Annotated in this window: 25 protein-coding genes and 1 other annotated feature; of the genes, 24 read left to right on the top strand and 1 reads right to left on the bottom strand. The window is 42.0% G+C overall.

Annotated features, from left to right (window positions below):
- Positions 1 to 4 precede the first annotated feature (4 nt).
- The 3 genes from DB729_RS06555 (at position 5) to DB729_RS06540 (ending at position 2,671) form a co-directional block, all read left to right on the top strand.
- A complete protein-coding gene (locus DB729_RS06555) occupies positions 5 to 715 on the top strand; it encodes a type 1 glutamine amidotransferase (protein WP_109289934.1) in 711 nt (236 codons plus the stop codon).
- A gap of 360 nt (positions 716 to 1,075) precedes the next feature.
- Positions 1,076 to 1,786 (top strand): purine-nucleoside phosphorylase, encoded by a 711-nt coding sequence (gene deoD, locus DB729_RS06545; protein WP_109289936.1) that lies wholly within the window; start codon positions 1,076 to 1,078, stop codon positions 1,784 to 1,786.
- 153 nt (positions 1,787 to 1,939) lie between these two features.
- Positions 1,940 to 2,671 (top strand): NAD-dependent protein deacylase, encoded by a 732-nt coding sequence (locus DB729_RS06540; RefSeq protein WP_109289937.1) that lies wholly within the window; start codon positions 1,940 to 1,942, stop codon positions 2,669 to 2,671.
- Between the two features lie 199 nt (positions 2,672 to 2,870).
- Here the strand turns inward: DB729_RS06540 and pavA are convergent, their stop codons facing one another.
- Entirely contained in the window at positions 2,871 to 4,526 is a 1,656-nt protein-coding gene (gene pavA / locus DB729_RS06535; protein ID WP_109289938.1) for an Rqc2 family fibronectin-binding protein PavA, read from the bottom strand.
- Between the two features lie 104 nt (positions 4,527 to 4,630).
- On the opposite strand from pavA, the gene ybeY reads away from it, so the two are divergent.
- The 21 genes from ybeY (at position 4,631) to DB729_RS06430 (ending at position 26,413) form a co-directional block, all read left to right on the top strand.
- Positions 4,631 to 5,128 (top strand): rRNA maturation RNase YbeY, encoded by a 498-nt coding sequence (ybeY, locus tag DB729_RS06530; protein ID WP_109289939.1) that lies wholly within the window; start codon positions 4,631 to 4,633, stop codon positions 5,126 to 5,128.
- Positions 5,109 to 5,504: a diacylglycerol kinase family protein gene (locus DB729_RS06525; protein ID WP_109289940.1), complete on the top strand. Its 396-nt coding sequence runs from the start codon at positions 5,109 to 5,111 to the stop codon at positions 5,502 to 5,504. Before ybeY ends, DB729_RS06525 begins: the two co-directional genes overlap by 20 nt.
- 16 nt (positions 5,505 to 5,520) lie before the next feature.
- Positions 5,521 to 6,420 (top strand): GTPase Era, encoded by a 900-nt coding sequence (era, locus tag DB729_RS06520; protein WP_109289941.1) that lies wholly within the window; start codon positions 5,521 to 5,523, stop codon positions 6,418 to 6,420.
- 48 nt (positions 6,421 to 6,468) lie between these two features.
- Positions 6,469 to 7,293 (top strand): DNA-formamidopyrimidine glycosylase, encoded by an 825-nt coding sequence (gene mutM / locus DB729_RS06515; protein ID WP_109289942.1) that lies wholly within the window; start codon positions 6,469 to 6,471, stop codon positions 7,291 to 7,293.
- On the top strand, positions 7,293 to 7,898 hold the full coding sequence (coaE, locus tag DB729_RS06510) for a dephospho-CoA kinase (protein ID WP_109289943.1): 606 nt from the start codon (positions 7,293 to 7,295) through the stop codon (positions 7,896 to 7,898). The genes mutM and coaE overlap by 1 nt, the downstream gene beginning before the upstream one ends.
- On the top strand, positions 7,885 to 9,084 hold the full coding sequence (gene pmrA / locus DB729_RS06505; RefSeq protein ID WP_109289944.1) for a multidrug efflux MFS transporter PmrA: 1,200 nt from the start codon (positions 7,885 to 7,887) through the stop codon (positions 9,082 to 9,084). The genes coaE and pmrA overlap by 14 nt, the downstream gene beginning before the upstream one ends.
- The gene (rpmG, locus tag DB729_RS06500; protein WP_001809104.1) at positions 9,084 to 9,233 is read left to right on the top strand and encodes a 50S ribosomal protein L33; all 150 of its coding nucleotides are present in this window, start codon (positions 9,084 to 9,086) and stop codon (positions 9,231 to 9,233) included. The genes pmrA and rpmG overlap by 1 nt, the downstream gene beginning before the upstream one ends.
- A gap of 39 nt (positions 9,234 to 9,272) precedes the next feature.
- A complete protein-coding gene (gene secG / locus DB729_RS06495) occupies positions 9,273 to 9,506 on the top strand; it encodes a preprotein translocase subunit SecG (RefSeq protein WP_000282517.1) in 234 nt (77 codons plus the stop codon).
- Positions 9,507 to 9,602: 96 nt separating this feature from the next.
- Positions 9,603 to 11,957 (top strand): ribonuclease R, encoded by a 2,355-nt coding sequence (rnr, locus tag DB729_RS06490; RefSeq protein WP_109289945.1) that lies wholly within the window; start codon positions 9,603 to 9,605, stop codon positions 11,955 to 11,957.
- Entirely contained in the window at positions 11,920 to 12,387 is a 468-nt protein-coding gene (gene smpB / locus DB729_RS06485) for an SsrA-binding protein SmpB (RefSeq protein WP_001051742.1), read from the top strand. Before rnr ends, smpB begins: the two co-directional genes overlap by 38 nt.
- 13 nt (positions 12,388 to 12,400) lie before the next feature.
- Positions 12,401 to 13,261, top strand: coding sequence for an SAM-dependent methyltransferase TehB (gene tehB / locus DB729_RS06480; RefSeq protein ID WP_109289946.1), 861 nt, complete (start codon positions 12,401 to 12,403; stop codon positions 13,259 to 13,261).
- Between the two features lie 177 nt (positions 13,262 to 13,438).
- Entirely contained in the window at positions 13,439 to 14,587 is a 1,149-nt protein-coding gene (locus DB729_RS06475; protein WP_109289947.1) for a PDDEXK family nuclease, read from the top strand.
- A 75-nt stretch (positions 14,588 to 14,662) separates the two neighbouring features.
- A complete protein-coding gene (locus DB729_RS06470) occupies positions 14,663 to 15,619 on the top strand; it encodes a competence protein CoiA (RefSeq protein ID WP_109289948.1) in 957 nt (318 codons plus the stop codon).
- A gap of 18 nt (positions 15,620 to 15,637) precedes the next feature.
- Positions 15,638 to 17,440, top strand: a complete 1,803-nt coding sequence (gene pepF / locus DB729_RS06465) for an oligoendopeptidase F (protein ID WP_109289949.1) — start codon at positions 15,638 to 15,640, stop codon at positions 17,438 to 17,440.
- Position 17,441: 1 nt separating this feature from the next.
- Positions 17,442 to 18,155: an O-methyltransferase gene (locus tag DB729_RS06460; RefSeq protein ID WP_000230406.1), complete on the top strand. Its 714-nt coding sequence runs from the start codon at positions 17,442 to 17,444 to the stop codon at positions 18,153 to 18,155.
- Positions 18,156 to 18,222: 67 nt separating this feature from the next.
- Positions 18,223 to 19,164, top strand: coding sequence for a peptidylprolyl isomerase PrsA (gene prsA / locus DB729_RS06455; RefSeq protein ID WP_000727164.1), 942 nt, complete (start codon positions 18,223 to 18,225; stop codon positions 19,162 to 19,164).
- A 188-nt stretch (positions 19,165 to 19,352) separates the two neighbouring features.
- The gene (gene ftsW, locus DB729_RS06450; RefSeq protein WP_109289950.1) at positions 19,353 to 20,576 is read left to right on the top strand and encodes a cell division peptidoglycan polymerase FtsW; all 1,224 of its coding nucleotides are present in this window, start codon (positions 19,353 to 19,355) and stop codon (positions 20,574 to 20,576) included.
- A 24-nt stretch (positions 20,577 to 20,600) separates the two neighbouring features.
- Positions 20,601 to 23,297, top strand: coding sequence for a phosphoenolpyruvate carboxylase (gene ppc / locus DB729_RS06445; protein ID WP_109289951.1), 2,697 nt, complete (start codon positions 20,601 to 20,603; stop codon positions 23,295 to 23,297).
- A gap of 96 nt (positions 23,298 to 23,393) precedes the next feature.
- Positions 23,394 to 23,610 (top strand) — a binding site (T-box leader).
- Between the two features lie 120 nt (positions 23,611 to 23,730).
- On the top strand, positions 23,731 to 24,726 hold the full coding sequence (gene trpX, locus DB729_RS06440) for a tryptophan ABC transporter substrate-binding protein (RefSeq protein ID WP_084920975.1): 996 nt from the start codon (positions 23,731 to 23,733) through the stop codon (positions 24,724 to 24,726).
- Positions 24,727 to 24,791: 65 nt separating this feature from the next.
- On the top strand, positions 24,792 to 25,658 hold the full coding sequence (locus tag DB729_RS06435) for an ABC transporter permease (protein WP_042768661.1): 867 nt from the start codon (positions 24,792 to 24,794) through the stop codon (positions 25,656 to 25,658).
- On the top strand, positions 25,655 to 26,413 hold the full coding sequence (locus DB729_RS06430; RefSeq protein WP_109289952.1) for an ABC transporter ATP-binding protein: 759 nt from the start codon (positions 25,655 to 25,657) through the stop codon (positions 26,411 to 26,413). Before DB729_RS06435 ends, DB729_RS06430 begins: the two co-directional genes overlap by 4 nt.
- Positions 26,414 to 26,532: the final 119 nt, after the last annotated feature.

The raw sequence follows: 26,532 nt of genomic DNA, 5'->3' as shown, positions 1-26,532 counted from the left end.
TGTCATGAGAGTTCACTTTATTTTACACGAGACCTTTGAAGTTCCAGGTGCTTATCTAAAATGGGCTCTGGCACGAGGTCATCACATTACATCAACAAAGGTTTATGAAAAAGAACCTCTTCCTGAAACAATTGACGGGATTGATTTTCTGATTGTTATGGGTGGTCCTCAATCACCTGATGAGGATAGAGAAAACTTCCCATACTATGACCCTAAGGCTGAGCTTGCTTTTATGAAAGAAGCGATTGCTGCAGATATTTATATTGTTGGTGTCTGTCTTGGTGCGCAGCTCCTGTCTGTTGCCTATGGTGCGGAGTATGAGCACAGTCCTGAGCGCGAGATTGGCGTTTATCCTGTGACATTGACGATGCAAGGTTTAACAGATCCTCATGTAAGCTTGTTCGGAGAAACCATAGAAACTAGCCACTGGCATGGTGATATGCCAGGGCTGACAGAGGATGCTGTCGTCTTGGCGACGAGTCAAGGTTGTCCACGTCAGATTATTCGCTTCAGTCCGAAACATTATGCCTTTCAGGCTCATTTGGAATTTGATCCAGATGCAGTAGAACTTTTAATTACTGCGGATGGTGAGGAGAAATTAAGAGAGCAAAGTGAAAAGTTGCCTTTTGTTCAAACACCAGAAGAATTACGTGGAAACGATTATTCTGAAATGAATGCAAAACTGTATGCATTTTTAGATTCATTGGTAAACTAGGAACTACAGAAAGCAGAGTATCTGAGCTATAGTCAAACTCGGGCTAACTGTTCTACGAAATATTTAAATTTAAAATCAAGAAAGAAAGGATGGGGAAACCGTATTTGCTGAACTGAATACGGGCGGAGAACTATGTAAAAAAGATAAACTGTCTAGCATCTGCGATGCGTCGTCAGTTTCCTATTTTTATATTGTTCTCTGTCGCTATCCTAAATATACAAAAAGAAAGGTAGAGTAAGGTGTTCAGATTTGAACACGAGCGGAAAACTCGGAAAATAGATAATCTGACTGAGAAATCAGGATTTCTCGTCAGATTCCTAATTTTCAGTCGTTTTCTTGTCGCTCTTTGTATCATAAATTATGTCTATCCATATTGCTGCTCAGCAGGGTGAAATTGCTGATAAAATTCTTCTTCCGGGGGATCCACTTCGTGCGAAATTTATTGCGGAGAATTTCCTTGAAGATGCTGTTTGTTTTAACGAAGTGCGGAACATGTTTGGGTACACTGGTACTTACAAGGGCCACCGTGTATCGGTCATGGGAACTGGGATGGGGATGCCATCCATTTCGATTTATGCGCGTGAGTTGATTGTGGACTACGGAGTGAAAAAATTGATCCGTGTCGGAACTGCTGGTTCCTTAAACGAGGATGTCCATGTCCGTGAATTGGTCTTGGCGCAAGCTGCTGCGACTAACTCAAACATCATCCGTAATGACTGGCCACAGTACGATTTCCCACAAATCGCTAGCTTTGATTTGCTGGATAAGGCCTATCATATCGCCAAAGAACTTGGTATGACCACCCACGTTGGGAACGTTTTGTCATCAGATGTCTTTTACTCAAACTACTTTGAAAAGAACATCGAGCTTGGTAAATGGGGAGTCAAGGCTGTGGAAATGGAAGCAGCAGCTCTTTACTATCTTGCTGCCCAACACCACGTTGATGCACTTGCTATCATGACCATTTCTGATAGTTTGGTCAATCCAGAAGAAGACACAACAGCTGAAGAACGCCAAAACACCTTCACCGATATGATGAAGGTTGGATTGGAAACCTTGATTGCAGACTAAACATCGTATTACTTTGAGATAAGGTTATTTCTAAGATTGATTCAAATGCTTTAATCTCAAATATATCAGTAATGATAAAGGAAGAGTTGAAAATCAGATTGCTGGAACTATTGATTTTCAACTTTTTTAGAACCCAGCTTAAGGAGAGATGTGATGGATAAAATAGAACTATTACAAGATTTGATTGATAAAAGCCACAGAATAGTCTTTTTCGGAGGGGCAGGAGTGTCAACCGAGTCTAATATCCCAGATTTTCGTAGTTCAGATGGTGTTTATAGTCATCAGTTAGGCCGTCATTTTACGGCAGAGCAACTCGTTTCTCGGACCATGTTTGAGCGCTATCCAGAAGATTTTTTTGACTTTTATAAGAAATACCTGATTTATCCAGAAGCAAAGCCTAATGCTGCTCACACTTATCTGGCTACTTTGGAAAAGACAGGTAAGCTAAAGGCTGTTGTGACACAAAATATCGATAGTCTTCATGAAATGGCTGGCTCCCAAAAGATCTTTAAATTGCATGGGAGTGCAGACCGGAATTACTGCCTAGGTTGTCAACGTTTCTATGACTTAACTGCTTTTCTGGCCCTTGAGGGACCTGTTCCCCACTGCTTAGACTGTGGCAAGGTGGTCAAGCCTGACGTGACCTTGTATGAAGAATCACTTGACATGGATGTCTTTAGCCAAGCTGCCCAAGCTATTCGGCAAGCTGACTTGCTGATTATTGGTGGGACTTCCTTGGTTGTTTATCCTGCAGCTAGCCTAGTAAACTATTTTTCTGGGACAAATATGGTCCTTATCAATAAAACCAGTATTCCACAAGACAGCCAAGCTACATTGGTCATTGAAGGCAAGATTGGGGAAGTCTTTTCGAAATTGAGACAATAAAAGAATTTTAGAAGATAGCAACAAAACCTTGTTACTTGAAAGAGAAAACTATCTCATTTATTGACCACTATCTCGCTCTTTGAGAGTTATTAAAAACTGGCTGAGAAAATCAAAACACCTTCACCGATATGATGAAGGTTGGTTTGGAAACCTTGATTGCAGAGTAAAATGTAAAAGAAAATCCTGATTTCAAGTGAGATCAGGATTTTTTCATAGATGCGATTTTTTCTGGGTCTGGTGTAACGCGGAGGGTCTTTTGTCCTGTGTAGGTTACAAAGCCAGGTTTTCCACCAGTTGGTTTGTTGAGTTTTTTCACTTCAATCATATCCACCTGCACGAGATTTGACAAGCGCCCTTTGGAGAAATAGGCAGCCAGTTCTGCCGCATCTGTTTTAACTTCATCAGATGGGTCAAGATTTCCTGAGATGACGACGTGGCTTCCAGGGATGTCCTTAGCATGAAACCAAAGTTCCTCCTTGCGGGCCATTTTAAAGGTCAATTCCTCATTTTGAAGATTGTTTCGACCGACATAGATGATAGTTTTGCCATCACTCGCCAGATACTGTTCTGGTTTTTTGCGTTTCTGAATTTTTTCACGTTGGCGTCTACGGATAAATCCTGTTTGGATCAATTCTTCACGGATTTCAGCGATTTCCTCCAGCCCTGCTTGGTTGAGGACAGTCTCGACACTTTCTAGATAAAGAATGGTTGCCTTGGTTTCTTCGATTAGCTCAGTCAGGTATTTGACAGCTTCTTTAAGTTTCTGATAGCGTTTAAAGTAGCGTTGGGCATTCTGACTGGGAGTCAGGGCCTTATCAAGAGCAATGGTGATAGGCTGATTCGTGTAGTAATTATCCAAGACTACCTGGTCTTGGTCATTCGGAACTTGGTGCAGGAAGGTTGTTAGCAATTCTCCTTTTTGGCGAAATTCCTCAGCATTATCAGTCGCCAGTAACTCTTTTTCTTGTTTTTTAAGCTTATGGCGATTTTTTTGAAGCTCATTTTCAACACGACGAATGAGTTCACTGGCTTGCTGTTTAACGCGGTCGCGCTCGGCTTTATCCTTATAATAGGTATCTAAGAGATTCGAAAGACTGGCAAAAGGCTCTCCTACACGATTCGCAAAAGGAACTGGACTGAAGGAAGTCTCTGTTAAGCATGGCTTGGTTTCTTGCCTGAAGAAGTTTCGAAAAGTAGACAGTTTATCACTGACAAGAATGTTTTCCAATTCATTTGCCGCATCACGTCCTAGACCTTGAAAGAGACTTTGAAGATTTTTTGCTGTTAGTTCTTGGGTCTGCAGGATTTCAAAGAGCTTTTCATCCTTGACAGTAAAAGGATTGAGAGATTCTGTACTTGGCGGAGCGATATAGCTTGAGCCTGGTAGCAAGGTGCGGTAACTATTTTGTGAAAAGCCGACGTGTTTGATAACTTCGAGGATTTTATGGCTGCTTTTATCAACTAGTAGAATATTGCTGTGTTTGCCCATGATCTCGATAATCAAGGTAGCCTGAATGTGGTCCCCAATCTCGTTTTTATTGGAAACGGTAATTTCCACAATACGGTCGTTTTCCACTTGCTCAATCGACTCAATCACGGCACCCTGCAAATACTTTCTCAAAACCATGATAAAAGTCGAAGGTTGGGCTGGATTTTCAAAAGTCGTTTGGGTTAGCTGGATGCGCCCAAAAACAGGATGGGCAGAGAGGAGCAGGCGATGGCTTTGGCGATTGCTGCGGATTTGCAAGACCAACTCTTGTTCAAAAGGTTGATTGATTTTCTGGATGCGACCATTGACCAACTCGCTTCGCAATTCCTCAATCATGTGGTGTAAAAAAAATCCGTCAAATGACATCGTTCTCTCCTTGTGATTGTGTTCCATAGTATTATATCAAAAAGGTAGAATAAAATCATGGAAATGTGGTATAATAAAGCCAAGTAAAGAGAATCGAGAAGTACATGTATATTGAAATGGTAGATGAAACTGGTCAAGTTTCACAAGAAATCTTACAACAAACCCAAGAAATTTTGGAATTTGCAGCCCAAAAAATAGGAAAAGAAGACAAGGAGATGGCAGTCACTTTTGTGACCAACGAGCGTAGCCACGAACTCAATCTCGAGTACCGTGATACCGATCGTCCGACGGATGTCATCAGCCTTGAGTATAAGCCAGAGTTGGACATTGCCTTTGACGAAGAGGATTTGCTGGAAAATCCAGAATTGGCAGAAATGATGTCTGAGTTTGATGCCTACATTGGGGAGCTTTTTATCTCTATCGATAAAGCGCATGAGCAGGCTGAGGAATACGGTCACAGCTTTGAGCGTGAGATGGGCTTCTTGGCAGTACACGGCTTTTTACACATTAACGGCTTTGATCACTACACTCCGGAAGAAGAAGCGGAGATGTTCGGTTTACAAGAAGAAATTTTGACAGCCTATGGACTCACAAGACAATAAACGAAAATGGAAAAATCGTGACCTGGTATCTAGTTTAGAATTTGCTTTGACAGGTATTTTTACCGCTATCAAGGACGAACGTAATATGCGCAAACATGCAGTGACGGCACTAGTAGTCGTCCTTGCAGGTTTTGTTTTTCAGGTGTCACGGATCGAATGGCTCTTTCTCCTAATGAGCATTTTCTTGGTAGTAGCATTTGAGATTATTAACTCTGCTATTGAAAATGTGGTGGATCTAGCCAGTCATTACCACTTTTCTATGTTGGCAAAGAAAGCCAAGGACATGGCAGCAGGAGCCGTGTTGGTGGTCTCTCTTTTTGCTGCGGTAACAGGTGCACTTATCTTTCTCCCACGAATTTGGGATTTATTATTTTAAACACTAAGAGGAAATTATGACATTTAAATCAGGCTTTGTGGCCATTTTAGGACGTCCCAATGTTGGGAAGTCAACCTTTTTGAATCACGTCATGGGGCAAAAGATTGCCATTATGAGTGACAAGGCGCAAACAACACGTAATAAAATCATGGGGATTTACACAACGGATAAGGAACAAATCGTCTTTATTGACACACCAGGAATTCACAAGCCCAAAACAGCTCTTGGGGATTTCATGGTGGAATCTGCCTACAGCACCCTTCGTGAAGTAGACACTGTTCTATTCATGGTGCCAGCTGATGAGCCACGTGGTAAGGGCGACGATATGATTATCGAGCGTCTGAAAGCTGCCAAGGTTCCTGTGATTCTGGTGGTGAATAAGATTGACAAGGTCCATCCAGATCAGCTTTTGGCTCAGATTGATGACTTCCGTAATCAAATGGACTTTAAGGAAATTGTACCTATCTCAGCCCTTCAGGGAAATAACGTATCTCGTCTAATTGACATCCTCAGTGAAAATCTTGAGGAAGGGTTCCAGTATTTCCCAGCTGATCAAATCACAGACCACCCAGAGCGTTTCTTGGTTTCAGAGATGATTCGTGAGAAAGTCTTGCACCTAACGCGTGAAGAAATCCCTCACTCAGTTGCAGTAGTGATTGACTCTATGAAGCGTGATGAGGAGACCGACAAGGTTCATATCCGGGCAACCATAATGGTCGAGCGTGATAGTCAAAAAGGTATTATCATTGGTAAAGGTGGCGCTATGCTCAAGAAAATTGGGACCATGGCCCGTCGTGATATCGAACTCATGCTAGGGGACAAGGTTTTCCTAGAAACTTGGGTCAAGGTCAAGAAAAACTGGCGTGATAAAAAACTAGATTTGGCTGACTTTGGCTATAATGAAAAAGAATACTAAGTAGAGGTGGGCTCATGCCTGCTTCTTGTTTTTACAGAAGGAGGACTTATGCCTGAATTACCTGAGGTTGAAACGGTTCGTCGTGGCTTAGAAAAATTGATCTTGGGAAAGAAGATTTCTAATATTGAGATTGCTTATCCCAAGATGATTAAGACAGATTTGGACGAGTTTCGAAAGGAAGTGCCTGGTCAAGTAATTGAGTCCATGGGGCGTCGTGGAAAATATTTGCTTTTTTTCCTGACAGACAAGGTCTTGATTTCCCATTTGCGGATGGAGGGCAAGTATTTCTACTATCCGGATCAGGTTCCTGAACGTAAACACGCCCATGTTTTCTTCCATTTTGAGGATGGTGGGATGCTTGTTTATGAGGATGTACGCAAGTTTGGTACCATGGAACTATTGGCCCCCGGCCTATTGGAAGCCTACTTTGTTTCTAAAAAATTAGGGCCTGAACCAAGAGAGAAGGACTTTGATTTGCAGTCCTTCCAAGCTGCCCTAGCCAAATCTAAAAAGCCTATCAAATCCCACCTCCTAGACCAAACCTTGGTCGCTGGTCTTGGAAATATCTATGTGGATGAGGTCCTCTGGCATGCTCAGGTCCATCCAGCTAGACTTTCCCAGACTTTGACAGCAGCAGAAGCGTCAGCTATTCATAATCAGACCATTGCTGTTTTGGGAAAGGCTGTTGAAAAAGGCGGATCAACCATTCGAACCTATACCAATGCCTTTGGGGAAGATGGAACTATGCAGGATTTTCATCAGGTCTATGATAAGACTGGTCAAGCATGTTCACGTTGTGGCACCATCATTGAGAAATTCCAGCTCGGTGGACGAGGAACTCATTTTTGTCCCCAGTGTCAAAGGAGGGGCTGATGGGAAAAATCATTGGAATCACAGGAGGAATTGCTTCGGGTAAATCAACTGTGACAAATTTCCTAAGAGAACAAGGCTTTCAAGTGGTGGATGCCGACGCAGTTGTCCACCAGCTACAAAAACCTGGTGGGCGTCTATATCAGGTCTTAGTTCAGCATTTTGGACAGGCAATTCTCTTAGAAAATGGAGAACTCAATCGTCCTCTCCTAGCTAGTCTCATCTTTTCAAATCCTGAAGAACGAGAATGGTCTAAGCAAACACAAGGAGAGATAATTCGTGAGGAACTGGCAGCATTGCGAGATCAGTTAGCCCAGACAGAAACGATTTTTTTCATGGATATTCCCCTGCTTTTTGAACAGGACTACAGTGCCTGGTTTGATGAAACATGGCTGGTCTATGTGAACCGTGATGTTCAGGTAGAACGTTTCATGAAACGGGATCATCTTTCTAAGGAAGTAGCAGAGTCCCGTCTGGTAGCTCAGTGGTCTTTAGAAGAAAAGACAAAATTGGCGAGTCATATATTAGATAACAATGGCAGTCGTGATCAGCTTGTGAGTCAAGTAGTCAAGTTACTTGAAGGAGGCGACAGCTGTGCAAGAGATTAGTTGGAAAGAGAATCTTCGTGTCGCCTGGTTTGGTAGTTTTTTAACGGGCGCCAGCATTTCCTTGGTCGTTCCTTTTATGCCTATCTTTGTAGAGCAGTTGGGAATTGAAGGGGACCAAGTTGCTTTTTATGCTGGATTAGCCATCTCGGTTTCGGCTGTTTCAGCAGCTCTAGTTTCTCCCATCTGGGGTATTCTTGCTGACAAATATGGTCGAAAGCCCATGATGATTCGAGCAGGTCTTGCCATGACCATTACCATGGGAGGTTTGGCCTTCGTGCCAAATATCTATTGGCTACTCTTTCTGCGCTTGCTTAATGGTGTATTTACTGGATTTGTCCCCAATGCAACAGCCTTGATTGCTAGTCAGGTACCTAAAGATAAGTCTGGAGCGGCTCTGGGGACTCTATCTACAGGAGTTGTTGCAGGAACACTGACGGGTCCCTTTGTTGGAGGCTTTATTGCTGAAATTTTTGGTATTCGAAATGTTTTTCTGTTGATTGGTGGCTTCTTGTTTTTAGCTGCACTCTTAACCATTTTCTTTATCAAGGAAGATTTTCAGCAAATAGCTAAGGAGAAGGCTATCCCAACGAAAGAAGTATTTTCTTCTTTCAAGTATCCTAGGCTCTTAGTAAACCTATTTTTGACGAGTTTTGTCATTCAGTTTTCAGCTCAATCAATTGGCCCCATTCTAGCTCTCTATGTGCGGGACTTAGGGCAGACTGAGAATCTCCTCTTCGTCTCAGGCTTGATTGTATCTAGTATGGGATTTTCTAGTATGATGAGCGCTGGAGTGATGGGAAAACTTGGTGATAAGCTAGGGAATCATCGACTTCTGATAGTGGCACAGATTTATTCCGTCATCATTTACCTTCTTTGTGCCCATGCGACCAGCCCCCTTCAACTTGGCTTGTATCGTTTTCTCTTTGGTTTGGGAACGGGAGCTCTCATACCGGGAGTCAATGCCCTTCTCAGCAAAATGACTCCAAAATCAGGTATTTCAAGGATTTTCGCCTTCAACCAAGTCTTTTTTTACCTCGGTGGAGTGATTGGACCCATGGCGGGATCCGCAGTTGCAGGATATTTGGGCTACCATGCTGTCTTTTATGCGACAGCAGCCTGTGTAGCTTTCAGTTGTTTATGTAACATAGTGCAATTTAGATCATTATTAAAAGTAAAGGAAATCTAGTGCGAGTAAAAATCAATCTCAAGTGCTCCTCTTGTGGCAGCATAAATTATCTAACCAGTAAGAACTCCAAAACTCATCCTGACAAGATTGAGGTTTTAAAGTATTGTCCCAAGGAAAGAAAAGTAACCCTACATCTTGAATCTAAGTAGATTTTATGGTAAAATAATAGGGATTTTAAGGAGTTTGATATGTATAACCTATTGTTAACCATTTTATTAGTATTATCTGTTGTGATTGTGATTGCGATTTTCATGCAACCAACTAAGAACCAATCCAGCAATGTATTTGATGCCAGCTCAGGTGATTTGTTTGAACGTAGTAAGGCGCGTGGTTTTGAAGCCGTGATGCAACGTTTGACAGGTATTTTAGTCTTTTTCTGGCTAGCCATTGCCTTAGCATTGACGGTATTATCAAGTAGATAAGAAATGGGCGAGACTAGGTCTTAGCCTATTTTTATTTTTAATGACACTTCTAAAGTTATCAATCAAAAAGAAATTATAAAAATCTAGAAAGAAAACATGAAAGATAAAATTAAAGAATATTTGCAAGAGAAGGGGCGAGTGACGGTAAATGACCTTGCTCAGGCTCTCGGAAAGGATGGGTCCAAGGATTTCCGTGAGTTGATTAAAACCCTGTCTCTGATGGAAAGAAAGCACCAGATTCGCTTTGAAGATGATGGCAGTTTATGTCTGGACCAAAAGAAGAAACCTGAAATCACCCTCAAAGGGATTTTTCATGCCCATAAAAACGGCTTTGGCTTTGTCAGTCTAGAAGGCGAAGAGGACGATCTTTTTGTAGGAAAAAACGATGTCAACTATGCCATTGATGGTGATACCGTTGAGGTCGTGATTAAGAAAGTCGCTGACCGTAACAAGGGAACTGCTGCAGAAGCAAAAATTATCGATATCCTAGAGCATAGCCTGACGACAGTTGTCGGGCAAATCGTTCTGGATCAGGAAAAGCCCAAGTATGCGGGCTACATTCGTTCAAAGAATCAGAAAATCAGCCAACCGATTTATGTGAAGAAACCGGCTATCAAGTTGGAAGGTACTGAAGTTCTCAAGGTCTTTATCGACAAATACCCAAGTAAGAAACATGATTTCTTTGTCGCTAGTGTGCTAGACGTGGTGGGGCACTCGACTGATGCTGGGATTGACGTTCTTGAAGTCTTGGAATCCATGGATATTGTTTCAGAATTTCCAGAAGCTGTTCTTAAGGAAGCAGAAAGTGTACCAGAAACTCCGTCTCAAAAGGATATGGAAGGTCGTCTGGATCTGAGAGATGAAATCACCTTTACCATTGATGGTGCGGATGCCAAGGACTTGGACGATGCAGTACACATCAAGGCTTTGAAAAATGGCAATATCGAGCTCGGAGTTCACATCGCAGATGTTTCCTACTATGTGACCGAGGGTTCTGCCCTTGACAAGGAAGCTCTTAACCGCGCTACTTCTGTCTACGTGACAGACCGAGTGGTGCCAATGCTTCCAGAGCGTTTGTCAAATGGCATCTGCTCACTCAATCCTCAAGTTGACCGTTTGACCCAGTCTGCTATTATGGAAATTGATAAACATGGTCGTGTGGTTAATTACACCATTACCCAAACAGTTATCAAGACGAGCTTCCGTATGACCTATAGTGCTGTTAATGATATCCTAGCTGGCGACGAGGAAAAGAGACAAGAGTTTAAGAAAATTGTTCCTAGTATCGAACTCATGGCCAAGCTTCATGAAACTCTAGAAAGCATGCGTGAGAAGCGTGGCGCCCTTAACTTTGATACCAGCGAAGCAAAGATTCTAGTGGATAAAACAGGTAAGCCTGTGGATATCGTTCTTCGTCAGCGTGGTGTTGCTGAGCGGATGATTGAGTCCTTCATGTTGATTGCTAATGAAACGGTTGCCGAGCACTTTAGTAAACTGGACCTACCTTTCATTTATCGGATTCACGAGGAGCCCAAGGCTGAAAAAGTTCAGAAGTTTATTGATTATGCTTCGAGCTTTGGTTTGCGGATTTATGGGACTGCCAGTGAGATTAGCCAGGAGGCGCTTCAAGACATCATGCGTGCTGTTGAGGGAGAACCCTATGCGGATGTATTGTCCATGATGCTTCTCCGATCCATGCAACAAGCTCGCTATTCAGAGCACAATCACGGTCACTATGGTCTTGCTGCTGATTATTACACTCACTTTACCAGCCCTATTCGCCGTTATCCAGACCTCCTTGTCCATCGAATGATTCGGGACTATGGCCGTTCTAAAGAAATAGCAGAGCATTTTGAGCAAGTGATTCCAGAGATTGCGACCCAGTCTTCCAACCGTGAGCGTCGTGCCATCGAGGCGGAGCGTGAAGTCGAAGCCATGAAAAAGGCTGAGTACATGGAAGAATACGTGGGCGAAGAGTATGATGCGGTTGTATCCAGCATCGTCAAATTCGGTCTCTTTGTTGAATTGCCAAACACGGTTGAGGGCTTGATTCACATCACTAATTTGCCTGAATTTTATCATTTCAATGAGCGTGACTTGACACTCCGCGGAGAGAAATCGGGCATAACCTTCCGTGTAGGACAGCAGATTCGCATTCGGGTTGAAAGAGCCGATAAGATGACAGGTGAGATTGATTTCTCTTATATCCCAAGTGAGTTTGATGTCATCGAAAAAGGCTTGAAACAGTCTAATCGCAGTGACAGAGGTCGTGGTTCAAATCGTCGTTCGGACAAGAAGGAAGATAAGAGAAAATCAGGGCGCTCAAATGATAAGCACAAGCATTCACAAAAAGATAAGAAGAAAAAGGGAAAGAAACCTTTTTACAAAGAAGTAGCTAAGAAAGGAGCCAAGCATGGCAAAGGGCGAGGGAAAGGTCGTCGCACAAAATAAAAAAGCGCACCACGACTATACAATCGTAGATACGCTAGAGGCAGGAATGGTCCTGACCGGAACTGAAATCAAGAGCGTTCGAGCTGCTCGAATCAATCTCAAGGACGGCTTTGCCCAAGTAAAAAATGGGGAAGTCTGGCTGAGCAATGTTCATATCGCCCCTTACGAAGAGGGTAATATCTGGAACCAGGAACCTGAACGCCGTCGTAAACTCCTGCTCCATAAGAAGCAAATTCAAAAATTGGAACAAGAGACCAAAGGAACAGGAATGACCCTAGTTCCCCTCAAAGTCTATATCAAAGATGGCTACGCCAAGCTTCTTTTAGGACTTGCCAAAGGGAAACATGACTATGACAAACGCGAATCCATCAAGCGACGTGAACAAAACCGCGACATTGCGCGTGTGATGAAAGCAGTCAACCAGCGATAAAAGAGGAAGTGAAATGGAAAAACTAATTGCCTATAAACGCATGCCCTTGTGGAATAAACAAACTATGCCCGAAGCTGTCCAGCAAAAGCACAATACTAAAGTCGGCACTTGGGGAAAAATTACTGTCTTGAAGGGGGCACTCAAGTTTATTGAGTTGACTGAAGATGGTGAGGTTCTAGCTGAGCACCTCTTTGAGGCGGGAGCAGACAATCCCATGGCGCAACCGCAAGCCTGGCACCGAGTAGAGGCTGCAACAGACGATGTAGAATGGTACTTGGAATTTTATTGTAAACCTGAGGATTACTTCCCTAAGAAATACAATACCAATCCAGTCCATTCAGAGGTCCTAGAGGCCATGCAGACGGTGAAACCGGGTAAAGCCTTGGATTTAGGTTGTGGTCAAGGACGTAACTCTCTCTTTCTTGCACAGAATGGTTTTGATGTGACAGCTGTGGATCAAAATGAATTGTCCCTTGAAATCTTGCAAAGCATCGTAGAGCAAGAGGATCTAGACATGCCTGTAGGACTTTATGATATCAATTCAGCCAGCATTAGCCAAGCCTATGATTTCATCGTATCGACAGTTGTTCTGATGTTCCTACAAGCGGACCGCATTCCAGCTATTATCCAAAATATGCAGGAGCACACCACGATCGGTGGCTATAACCTTATCGTCTGTGCCATGGATACGGAGGATTATCCTTGCTCAGTAAACTTCCCATTCACATTTAAAGAAGGGGAGTTAGCGGATTACTACAAGGATTGGGAATTGGTTAAGTACAATGAAAATCCAGGACATCTGCACCGTCGTGATGAAAATGGCAATCGTATTCAACTACGCTTTGCGACCATGTTAGCTAAAAAAATCAAGTAAATCAAACATATACAAGCGAATAGAAACCCCTTTGCAAGATTTCTATTCGTTTTTGTTTGCGTTGGTTGATTGGGGCAAGCAGGATTTTATGCTATACTAGAAGTAGGAAATCAGAGCAGTAGGGCTGTATTGCTGATACTCTCAGCGTAAGAAAGTCTTTATGATGGAGGTGGTCGAATGACGAGTCTTTTGGTGGAATTGTATGATCGGCATGTATTGGAAAAGAATGTCTACCAAGCCTTTATCAGTGATTGTGACGAGATTCTTTTTCTATCTTTGACGAAAATAAGCAATGAAGAGAAGCTCTCTCTCCGTCAGTTTATCATGGAAGAGGTTCCTCATATTCAACGAGTGACCTTTCGTAAGTTATCCTTAGAACAACTAGCAGACCAGTTAGATTATTGCTTGGCCGAGTATGACCAGGTTCTTCTTGATGTTTTTGGTGGGGATTCGCTACTAGCCTTATCACTCTATCAATACGGCTTGGATTGCCATCTTCCCATCGTTGCCATGGATGTCGAGCGAGGAAAACAATACAAGTGGGTAGCCGGTCAGTTAGAAAAAGAAGATTTGGACATTCCAACCCTAAGCATCCAACAGCTGATAGCCTTGCGTGGTGGAAAAATGCTCAAATCAAAACGCCCTATCCACTCAGATCAGCAAATTGTAGCCATCAAAAAGCTAGCCAGCTCAGCTATTGCCAATCCTGCCCACTGGTACCAAGTGACCCAATTTTTCTCTCTAGCTAAGACCAATGACCTTCATGCTGAGACCGAAAAAATACTGGATAACAACGGCAAGTATTATCACTATCCAGAATCCCTGATCCCCTTACTAGTAGAAGCGGGGATGCTTCGTATTGAAGGCGAGGACAAGGAGCGAGTAATCTACAGCTTTCCAAGTCAAGAAGCTCAAATCTTTTGCCGCAACAAGGGGCATATTTTAGAGGTATATCTCTATCTCTTGGCGCTTGAATCTCAGCTGTTTGATGAGTGCATGATAGGCGGTGAGATTGATTGGAATGGCATCTTTCCAGAGGCGGACAATGTTCAAAATGAGATTGATGTCATTCTGAGAAAAGGACGCTCGATTACCTTTATCTCCTGCAAGATGACAGATTTATCAGTTGAAGCCATCAATGAGCTAGAAGTCTACGCCAATCATTTTGCTGGGGAAAGTTGCCTCAAGTTAATTGTCTGTACGGGAAAAATCAATCCTGTTTATGCCAATCGCTGTCAGGAATACGGGGTGCTGGTCATTAGAAGTGAGCAGATTCCCAATCTCATTCCCATGCTAAAAAAATATTCTAAGAGACAAAAAAGATAAGAAATAGTATCATGAAAGGCTGGATTCCAGTCTTTTTTATTTCTTTTTCGAATAAATGAGAAAAGGAGGTAGATCATGTTTGTAGCCAGAGATGCCAAGGGGGATTTGGTGAATGCCCTCGAAAAAGATGTGACAAAGCAGCTTTACACCTGCCCAGCCTGTGGGGGCGGACTACGATTACGCCAAGGACAGAGTATTCGAACGCATTTTGCCCATAAAAGGTTAAGAGATTGCATCTCTATTTTTGAAAATGAAAGTCCAGAACACTTGGGAAATAAAGAGGCCCTTTATCACTGGGCCAAGAAGGGCAATCAGGTCGCCTTAGAATATAGTCTGCCCGAGATCCAGCAGGTTGCGGATGTTCTCGTCAATGGGAAACTAGCACTGGAGGTTCAGTGCAGTCCCTTGTCTCAAAAGCTTTTAGGCGATAGAAGCCAAGGATACCGCAGTCAGGGCTATCAGGTTATCTGGCTACTGGGAGAAAAACTCTGGTTAAAAGAGCGATTAACACAACTGCAAAGGGGATTTCTCTATTTTAGTCAAAATATGGGTTTCTATGTTTGGGAACTAGATCTCAAAAAGCAAGTTTTGAGACTTAAATACCTTTTACATCAGGACCTACGTGGCAAACTTCATTTTCAGGTCAAGGAATTTCCCTATGGCCAAGGAAATCTCTTGGAAATTCTACGATTTCCTTATCAAAAACAAAAACTGCCTCGTTTTGCAGTTGTGCAAGATTCCACTATCTGTCACTACATTCGCCAACAGTTGTACTACCAAACGCCCTATTGGATGAAGAAGCAGGAGGAAGCTTATTATCAAGGAGACAATCTATTAAACCATCAACTGGACGACTGGTATCCCCAGGTCAGACCGATAGAGTCAGGTGATTTTTTGCAGATTGAAACGGATTTGGCTAGCTATTATAGAAATTTTCAGGCTTACTATCAAAAAAATCCGAAAAATAATCGCCAAAAGCTCTATCCACCAGCCTTTTATCACTTATATTTCTCAAAAAATGTGGTAAAATAGAAAGGATGGAGGAATCTTATGGTATTACAACGACATGAAATAAATGAAAAAGATACATGGGATCTTTCAACAATCTACCCAACAGACCAGGCTTGGGAAGAAGCCTTGAAAGATTTAACTGAAAAAGTACAAACAGCATCTCAGTATGAGGGGCATCTCTTGGATAGTGCAGACAGTTTGCTTGAGATTACAGAATTCTCACTTGACTTGGAACGCCAAGTTGAAAAGCTTTATGTCTATGCGCATATGAAAAATGACCAGGACACGCGTGAAGCCAAGTATCAAGAGTACTATGCTAAGGCAATGACTCTGTACAGTCAGTTAGAACAAGCCTTTTCATTCTATGAACCTGAGTTTATGGAGGTTAGCGAAAAGCAGTATGCTGCCTTCCTAGAAGCTCAACCAAAACTCCAAGTTTACAAACACTTTTTTGACAAGCTCTTGCAAAAGAAAGACCATGTTCTTTCGCAACGTGAGGAAGAATTACTTGCTGGAGCAGGAGAAATCTTTGGCGCTGCTAGTGAAACTTTCGCTATTTTGGACAATGCGGATATTAGCTTCCCATATGTCCTTGATGATGAAGGCAATGAAGTGCAACTCTCACACGGTACTTACATCCGTTTGATGGAGTCTAAAAACCGTGAAGTACGTGGTGGTGCCTATGAAGCCCTTTATGCGACATACGAGCAATTCCAACACACTTATGCTAAGACTTTGCAGACAAATATTAAGGTGCAAAACTACCGAGCAAAAGTTCACAACTATAAGAGTGCTCGCCATGCAGCCCTCGCAGCAAACTTTGTTCCAGAAAGTGTCTATGACAATCTAGTAGCAGCAGTTCGCAAGCACTTGCCACTCTTGCATCGATATCTTAACCTTCGTTCTAAAATCTTGGGGATTTCTGATCTCAAGATGTACGATGTTTACACACCACTGTCTTCAGTAGAATACAGCTTTACTTATGAGGAAGCCTTGAAAAAGGCAGAAGAAGCTTTGGCAGTTTTGGGTGAGGATTACTTAAGCCGTGTCAAACGTGCCTTTAGCGAGCGTTGGATTGATGTCTATGAAAACCAAGGCAAGCGTTCTGGTGCCTATTCTGGTGGATCATACGATACAAATGCCTTTATGCTCCTTAACTGGCAGGACAATCTAGACAATCTCTTTACCCTTGTCCACGAAACGGGTCACAGTATGCATTCTAGCTATACTCGTGAAACCCAACCTTATGTTTACGGAGATTACTCCATTTTCTTGGCTGAGATTGCCTCAACGACCAATGAAAATATCTTGACGGAGAAATTACTGGAAGAAGTGGAAGACGATGCAACACGCTTTGCTATCCTTAATAACTTCTTGGACGGTTTCCGTGGAACAGTCTTCCGTCAAACTCAATTTGCTGAGTTTGAACATGCCATCCACCAAGCAGACCAAAATGGAGAAGTCTTGACAAGTGATTTCCTCAATAAACTCTACGCTGACTTGAATCAAGAGTACTATGGACTCAGCAAGGAAGACAATCCTCAGATCCAATACGAGTGGGCACGCATACCACACTTCTACTATAACTACTATGTATACCAGTATTCGACTGGTTTTGCAGCTGCTTCAGCCTTGGCTGAAAAGATTGTCCATGGTAGCCAAGAAGACCGTGACCGCTATATCGACTACCTCAAGGCAGGTAAATCTGACTATCCACTCAATGTCATGAGAAAAGCGGGAGTGGATATGGAAAAAGAAGACTATCTTAACGATGCCTTTGCAGTCTTTGAACGTCGCTTGAACGAGTTTGAAGCCCTTGTTGAAAAATTGGGACTAGCTTAAGATGGTAGAGTCTTATAGTAAAAATGCCAATCACAATATGCGTCGTCCCGTCGTCAAGGAAGAAATCGTTGAACTCATGCGCCAGCGTCAAAAGCAGGTGACAGGTTCCTTGAAAGAATTGGAAACCTTCGCTCGCAAGGAAAATATCCCAATCATTCCTCATGAAACAGTTGCTTACTTTCGATTTCTCATGGAAAGTCTGCAGCCTAAGAATATTTTAGAAATTGGGACAGCTATCGGTTTTTCAGCTCTTTTGATGGCGGAGCATGCGCCAGATGCTAAGATTACAACCATTGACCGCAATCCTGAGATGATAGGCTTTGCCAAGGAAAACTTTGCCCAGTTTGACAGTCGTAAGCAAATCACCCTCTTAGAGGGAGATGCCGTAGATGTTTTGTCTAGCCTGACAGAAACTTATGACTTTGTCTTTATGGATTCGGCTAAGTCCAAGTACATCGTCTTTCTACCTGAAATCCTCAAACGACTTGAAGTTGGTGGAGTGGTTGTCTTGGATGATATTTTTCAAGGAGGAGATGTTGCCAAGGACATCATGGAGGTCCGCCGTGGTCAACGAACCATTTATCGTGGTTTGCAAAGACTTTTCGACGCAACTTTGGACAATCCAGATCTAACAGCAACTCTAGTTCCTCTTGGTGATGGCATTCTCATGCTACGAAAGAATGTAGCAGATGTACAGCTACCTGATGATAAATGATTTTCAGAAAAATTTAAGAAATTATAGTAAAATAGATAAAGTAACACTTACCGTTAAAGGAGTAAACATGAAGAAAAAAATTATGGCAGGAGCCATCACACTTTTATCAGTGGCAACACTTGCAGCTTGTTCAAATAGTTCTGAAGGAAAAGATTTGATCAGCATGAAGGGTGATGTGATTACAGAACATCAATTCTTTGAAGAAGTAAAGAATAATCCAACTGCGCAGCAAGTCTTGCTCAATATGACCATCCAAAAAGTATTTGAACAACAATATGGATCAGAGGTAACGGATAAAGATGTGGATGACGCCGTTGCTGAGGAACAAAAGAAATACGGCGATAGCTACAACAGCGTGCTTCAACGTGCAGGTATGACACCTGAGACTCGTAAAGCTCAAATCCGTACTAGCAAATTGGTTGAATTGGCGGTTAAGAAGGCCGCTGAGAGCGAATTGACAGATGAGGCTTACCAAAAGGCTTTTGAGTCCTATACACCAGATGTAACAGCTCAAATCATCCGTATGGATAATGAAGACAAGGCAAAAGAAGTGCTTGAGAAAGCCAAAGCAGAAGGTGCAGATTTTGCTCAGTTGGCAAAAGACAACTCTAACGACGACAAAACAAAAGAAAATGGTGGAGAAATCACTTTTGACTCTGCTTCTACAGAACTTCCGGAACAAGTCAAAAAAGCAGCCTTTGCCTTGGATGTGAACGGTGTTTCTGATGTGATTACGGCTACTGGAACACAAGCCTACAGCAATCAATTCTACATCGTTAAAGTAACGAAGAAGACAGAAAAATCTTCTAACTTAGAGGATTACAAAGAAAAATTGAAGACCATCATTTTGACTCAAAAACAAAATGATTCAGCCTTTGTTCAAGGAGTAATTGGTAAGGAATTACAAGCTGCTAATATCAAAGTCAAAGATCAAGCCTTCCAAAACATCTTCACCCAATACATCGGTGGTGGTGACTCAAGCTCAAGCAGTAGCTCTTCATCTAACTAAGCAATGAAAATACAAATCTCATTTGAGGTTTGTATTTTTTATGCTTGAAGACAAAAAATAAGTAAAATTCGAAGGATTAAAGGATAAGAGTTTTTTTCTTTCTGAAAAAGTGGTATAATAGCAATCAAAACTAGAAAATAAAACGGAATTGGGAACAGAAGCGTCTGTTCCTATTAGAGTGGTGAAATATGAAAATTAGTAAAAGGCACCTACTAAACTATTCCATTTTGATTCCTTATTTTCTTCTGTCGATTTTGGGATTGATTGTAGTTTACTCGACAACGAGTGCAACCCTAATTGAAGAAGGAAAAAGCGCTTTTCAATTGGTACGTAACCAGGGGATTTTCTGGGTAGCTAGTTTGGTTTTGATTGCCTTAATCTATAAATTAAAATTAGGTTTCCTGAGAAATGGACGTCTCATTTTTATCGTGATGATTGTGGAGATAGTTCTTTTAGCCCTAGCGCGTCTGGTCGGAACACCTGTCAATGGAGCATACGGATGGATTTCTGTAGGACCTGTAACGATTCAGCCGGCTGAATACCTTAAGATTATCATCATCTGGTACTTGGCACATCGTTTTTCAAAACAGCAAGATGAGATTGCGGTTTATGATTTCCAGGTGTTGACCCAAAATCAATGGCTACCTCGAGCTTTTAACGACTGGCGTTTTGTTCTGCTGGTTCTGATTGGTAGCTTGGGGATTTTCCCCGACTTGGGAAATGCGACCATCTTGGTCTTGGTGGCGCTCATTATGTACACCGTTAGTGGAATCGCCTATCGTTGGTTCTCGACTATTCTAGCTCTCTTGGCAGGGAGTTCAATTTTATTCTTATCTGTCATTCGTCTCGTTGGGGTTGAAAAATTTTCTCAGATACCGGTATTTGGTTATGTTGCTAAACGTTTTAGTGCCTTCTTTAATCCCTTTAATGACTTGGCGGGTGCAGGACACCAGCTTGCAAATTCCTACTATGCCATGGTTAATGGAGGCTGGTTCGGACTAGGATTGGGAAATTCTATCGAGAAGCGTGGCTATCTGCCAGAAGCCCATACGGATTTCGTCTTTTCGATTGTCATCGAAGAGTTTGGATTCGTAGGAGCGAGTATGATTTTGGCTTTACTCTTCTTCTTAATTTTGCGAATCATCTTGGTTGGTATTCGAGCTAAGGATCCCTTTAACTCCATGGTTGCTATCGGTGTTGGAGGGATGATTCTTGTCCAGATCTTTGTCAATATCGGTGGGATTTCTGGTTTGATTCCTTCTACAGGGGTAACCTTCCCCTTCCTTTCACAAGGTGGGAACAGTCTCCTGGTATTATCCGTAGCCATTGCCCTCGTATTAAATATCGATGCCAGCGAGAAACGTGCTAAACTCATTAGAGAATACGAATCTCAAACTGTTGAAGGTCTGTAAGGATTGTATGGAAAGGAAAAATATATGTCTCTTCAGAAATTAGAAAACTATAGTAATAAAGCCGTCATCCAAGAAGAAGTCTTGATTTTGACAGAGTTACTAGAAGATATTACAAAAAATATGCTAGCGCCAGAGACCTTTGAAAAAATCATGCAGTTGAAGGAATTATCAACAAATGAAAACTATCAAGGGCTCAATGAACTGGTGACTAGCCTTTCCAATGAAGAAATGATTTACATTTCTCGTTATTTCTCTATCCTTCCACTCTTGATTAATATATCTGAGGATGTGGACTTAGCCTATAAAATTAACCACCAGAACAATGTGGACCAAGACTATCTAGGGAAATTGTCTACAACCATAAAGATGGTAGCTGAAAAAGAAAATGCAGCTGAAATTTTAGAAAAGTTAAATGTCGTTCCTGTCTTGACCGCCCATCCAACGCAAGTACAACGCAAGAGTATGCTGGACTTGACCAACCATATCCATACTCTTTTGCGCAAGTATCGTGATGTCAAACTAGGTTTGATTAATAAAGAAAAATGGAACATGGATCTCCGTCGTTACATTGAAATTATCATGCAAACAGACATGATTCGTGAGAAGAAATTGAAGGTAACCAACGAAATCACCAACGTGATGGAGTACTATCAAAGTTCATTCCTGAATGCTGTGCCACGTTTGACGGCTGAATATAAGAAACTAGCTAAAGAACAAGGAATTGAGCTCGAACATCCAAAACCAATTACTATGGGGATGTGGATTGGAGGAGACCGCGATGGAAATCCTTTCGTAACAGCGGAAACCCTCAACAAATCAGCCTTGACTCAGTGCGAAGTCATCATGAATTACTACGATGAAAAGATTTATAATCTTTATCGTGAATTTTCACTTTCAACCAGCATCGTGAATGTCAGCGACAAGGTTCGTGAGATGGCGCTTAAGTCACAAGATAACTCCATTTACCGCGAAAAAGAACTCTATCGTCGTGCTCTTTTTGATATCCAAGCTAAGATGCAGGCAACTAAGGCTTATCTCATTGAAGATAAGGATCTTCAGCCTAGATATGCTACTGCAGATGAATTTTATCAAGACTTGTTGGCCATTCGAGATTCTCTCCTTGAGAACAAGGGGGAATACCTGATCTCAGGAGAATTTGTCGAGTTAATGCAAGCCGTTGAAATCTTTGGCTTCTACCTTGCTTCTATCGACATGCGCCAAGACTCTAGCGTCCATGAAGCCTGTGTGGCTGAATTGTTAGCATCTGCTGGCATCAATGACCACTATAGCGATCTCTCTGAAGACGAAAAATGCGCCCTCCTCTTAAAAGAGTTGGAAGAAGACCCTCGTATCCTCTCAGCGACTCATGCTGAAAAGTCAGAACTGCTTGAAAAAGAACTATCTATCTTTAAAGCTGCTCGCAAGTTGAAGGATAAATTGGGTGAAAATGTCATTCGCCAAACCATCATCTCTCACGCGACAAGTGTATCTGATATGCTAGAATTAGCCATCATGCTCAAGGAAGTGGGCTTAGTTGATGCTCAAAAAGCGCGCGTTCAAATTGTTCCCCTCTTTGAAACGATTGAAGACTTGGATCACTCGGAAGAAACCATGAGAAGATACTTCTCTCTTCCATTGGCTAAAAAATGGATTGCTTCAAAAGACAACTACCAAGAAATCATGCTTGGCTACTCCGATAGTAATAAAGATGGTGGTTATTTATCATCATGTTGGACTCTCTATAAAGCTCAACAACAACTGACTGCTATTGGGGATGAATTTGGTGTTAAAGTCACCTTCTTCCATGGACGTGGTGGTACTGTTGGTCGAGGTGGTGGTCCAACTTATGAAGCCATCACATCTCAACCGCTCAAGTCTATCAAGGATCGTATCCGTCTGACTGAGCAAGGAGAAGTCATTGGAAACAAATACGGAAACAAAGACGCTGCCTATTATAACCTTGAAATGTTGGTTTCTGCAGCCATTAACCGTATGATTACCAAGAAGAAGAGCGATACCAACACGTCAAATCGTTATGAAGCTGTTATGGATCAAGTGGTGGACCGTAGCTACGATATCTACCGTGATTTGGTCTTTGGAAATGAACATTTCTATGACTATTTCTTCGAGTCAAGCCCAATCAAGGCAATTTCAAGCTTTAATATCGGTTCGCGTCCAGCAGCTCGCAAGACCATCACTGAAATCGGTGGTCTACGTGCCATTCCTTGGGTCTTCTCATGGTCACAAAGCCGTGTCATGTTCCCTGGATGGTATGGTGTGGGATCAAGCTTTAAAGAGTTTATTGATCAAGATCCAAAGAATATCGAATTCCTTCGTGATATGTACCAAAACTGGCCTTTCTTCCAATCTTTGCTTTCCAATGTAGACATGGTTTTGTCTAAGTCTAATATGAACATTGCTTTTGAATATGCCAAGCTCTGTGAAGATGAAGAAGTGCAGGCTATCTACTACACTATTTTAGATGAATGGCAATTGACCAAGAACGTTATTCTAGCTATCGAAGGTTATGACGAACTCTTGGCAGAAAATTCCTACCTAAAAGACAGTCTAAACTATCGTATGCCTTACTTTAATATCCTTAACTATATCCAGTTGGAGTTGATTAAACGTCAACGTCGTGGTGAATTGTCGGTAGACGAAGAAAAACTAATCCATACAACTATCAACGGAATTGCAACCGGTTTGCGTAATTCAGGCTAATATTCTACAAACTTCCTCTTTTTTCAAGGGGAAGTTTTTGAATTGTTTGAAAAATTCTAAAAATAGCCTTGACAAGTAATTGAAAAATGATATAATTTAAACATTCAGAAAGTAATCATTGAAGTTTTTAAGAGAGTCTGTGGTTGGTGGAAACAGATAGATGAAAGTGATGAAAATTGGGCTGAATGTTATAAAGAATTTGAAATCATAAAAATTCGGTGAGCACACCTTACAGTGCAACTCGTGAATGCGAGAAAGAGCGATAGGGATAGTCCCTATAATTGAGGTGGCACCGCGCATCGACGTCCTCACACAAGTTTTTTGTGTGAGGACTTTTTCTATTAGGAGGATGATGATGATGGAATTTAAACGATGGCATCGCTTGATGATGTGATTTAAAAAGTTAAGATAAAAGAATTAAGGAGAAAGAAAAATGAAAAATAAACGTTTGATTGGAATTATCGCTGGATTAGCAGTATTGGTAGTGGCTAGCTTGATTTATTCATCAATGAACAAGCCAGCAGCTAAGGAAGAGCAAAAGGTTGCTAAGGTTGGTGTCCTTCAATTTGTTAGTCACCCATCCTTGGACTTGATTTACCAAGGGATTCAAGATGGACTAGCTGAAGAAGGCTATAAGGACGATCAGGTAAAAATCGACTTTATGAACTCTGAAGGTGATCAGAGCAAGGTTGCAACCATGAGTAAACAATTGGTGGCAAATGGAAATGATCTTGTTGTTGGGATTGCAACACCAGCTGCTCAAGGACTTGCTAGTGCTACAAAAGACCTACCTGTTATCATGGCAGCTATTACAGATCCAATCGGTGCTAACTTGGTCAAAGATTTGAAAAAACCAGGTGGCAACATCACAGGGGTGTCAGATCATAACCCAGCTGAACAGCAAGTGGAATTGATTAAAACTTTGACACCAAATGTCAAAACAATCGGCGCTCTTTACTCAAGTAGCGAAGATAACTCAAAAACACAGGTAGAAGAATTCAAGGCTTATGCTGAAAAAGCAGGTTTGACAGTCGAAACATTTGCTGTTCCATCAACAAATGAAATTGCTTCAACAGTTAATGTCATGACAAGCAAGGTCGATGCGATTTGGGTTCCAATTGACAACACCATCGCATCAGCATTCTCAACAGTTGTTTCAAGCAACCAAACAGCTAAAAAGCCAATCTACCCAAGTGCTACTGCCATGGTAGAAGCAGGTGGATTAGCATCTGTAGTAGTTGACCAACACGATCTTGGAGTGGCTACTGGTAAAATGATTGCCAAAGTTTTGAAAGGTGAAAAACCAGCTGATACTCCAGTTAATGTCTTCTCAACTGGTAAGTCGGTTATCAACAAAAAACTAGCGCAGGAACTTGGTATCACCATTCCTGAGTCCGTTCTAAAAGAAGCAGGACAAGTGATTGAATAAAGATAAAGGAGGAGCTGGACACATCTCCTCCCATTTTTACTAAAGAAAGAAATGAGTGAAAGATTATGATAGTATCCATTATTTCTCAGGGGATGGTCTGGGCGATTTTAGGTTTGGGAATCTTTATGACTTTTCGAATTTTGAATTTCCCTGATATGACGACTGAGGGCTCTTTCCCACTAGGGGGAGCAGTAGCTGTAACTTTGATAACACAGGGAGTCAATCCGTTCTTAGCGACCCTAGCCGCTGTAGGAGCGGGCTGTCTAGCTGGAATGGCGACAGGTCTCTTATATACCAAAGGAAACATTCCAACCCTCTTATCAGGGATTCTGGTCATGACTTCCTGCCATTCCATCATGCTCATGATTATGGGGCGTGCCAATCTGGGGCTTCTTGGAACCAAGCAAATTCAGGATGTCTTGCCTTTGGATTCAGACCTTAACCAACTTCTGATTGGATTAATCTTTGTAGCTCTTGTTATTGGTCTCATGCTCTTTTTCCTTGATACCAAACTAGGTCAGGCCTACATCGCTACAGGTGACAATCCCGATATGGCTCGTAGCTTTGGTATCAATACGGGTCGTATGGAACTCATGGGCTTGGTTCTCTCAAATGGGATTATCGCGCTTGCAGGAGCCTTAATTGCTCAACAAGAAGGATATGCAGATGTTTCTCGAGGAATCGGCGTGATTGTCGTAGGGCTTGCTAGCTTGATTATTGGTGAGGTTTTGTTCAAGAGTTTGACCCTGGCAGAGCGACTCATGACCATCGTTGTAGGGTCTATTGCTTATCAATTCCTCGTTTGGGGAGTGATTGCTCTTGGGTTTAATACAAGTTATCTTCGTTTGTACAGCGCCTTGATTTTGGCAGTTTGTCTCATGATTCCAACCTTCAAAAGCAAATACCTGAAAGGAGTCAAGTTTAGCAAATGACAGCAATTGTAGAATTAAAAAATGCCACCAAAGTCATCACGAATGGCTTTGACGAGGAAAAAATCATTCTGAATGATGTTTCTCTTGAAATTTTCGAACATGATTTTATTATCATCTTAGGGGGAAATGGAGCTGGGAAGTCAACGCTTTTTAACACTATTGCAGGTACCTTGCCTTTAACAAGTGGAAGTATCCGTATCATGGGCGAGGATGTGACGCATTTTTCACCTGAAAAGCGGGCTAAGTACTTGTCTCGTGTCTTTCAGGATCCTAAAATGGGTACGGCTCCTCGTATGACGGTGGCGGAAAATCTCTTGATTGCCAAGTTTCGTGGTGAGAAGAGAGGACTCCTTCCTAGAAGGCTATCAAGTCATCGGGGAGAGTTTCAGGCTACCATTGAAAAAGTGGGAAATGGTCTTGAAAAGCATCTAGATACTCCGATTGAGTTTCTTTCAGGTGGACAACGTCAGGCCTTGAGTCTCTTGATGGCAACCTTGAAGCGACCAGAGTTGCTCTTGTTGGATGAACACACAGCAGCTCTTGACCCAAAAACAAGTGTGGCCTTGATGCAACTAACAGATGACTTTGTCAGCAAGGATCATCTGACAGCCTTGATGATTACCCACCATATGGAAGATGCACTGAAGTATGGAAACCGTCTGATTGTCATGAAGGAAGGTCGTATCATCCAAGACCTCAATAAAGAAGAAAAAGCTAAGATGAAAATTTCAGACTACTATCAATTATTTGAATAAATGAGTTAAATAATCATCAAAAAATAGAGAAGAGAAACTTAGAAGCATGGAAGTGTTTCTGAGTTTTTTATCTCCTCTTTCTATCTGGAAAAATAAGACAAAGAGAATTACGGAAAGCG

The sequence above is a fragment of the Streptococcus halitosis genome (genome assembly GCF_003143695.2).
Lineage (GTDB): Bacteria > Bacillota > Bacilli > Lactobacillales > Streptococcaceae > Streptococcus > Streptococcus halitosis.
This window is presented reverse-complemented; position numbering and strand designations above follow the sequence as displayed.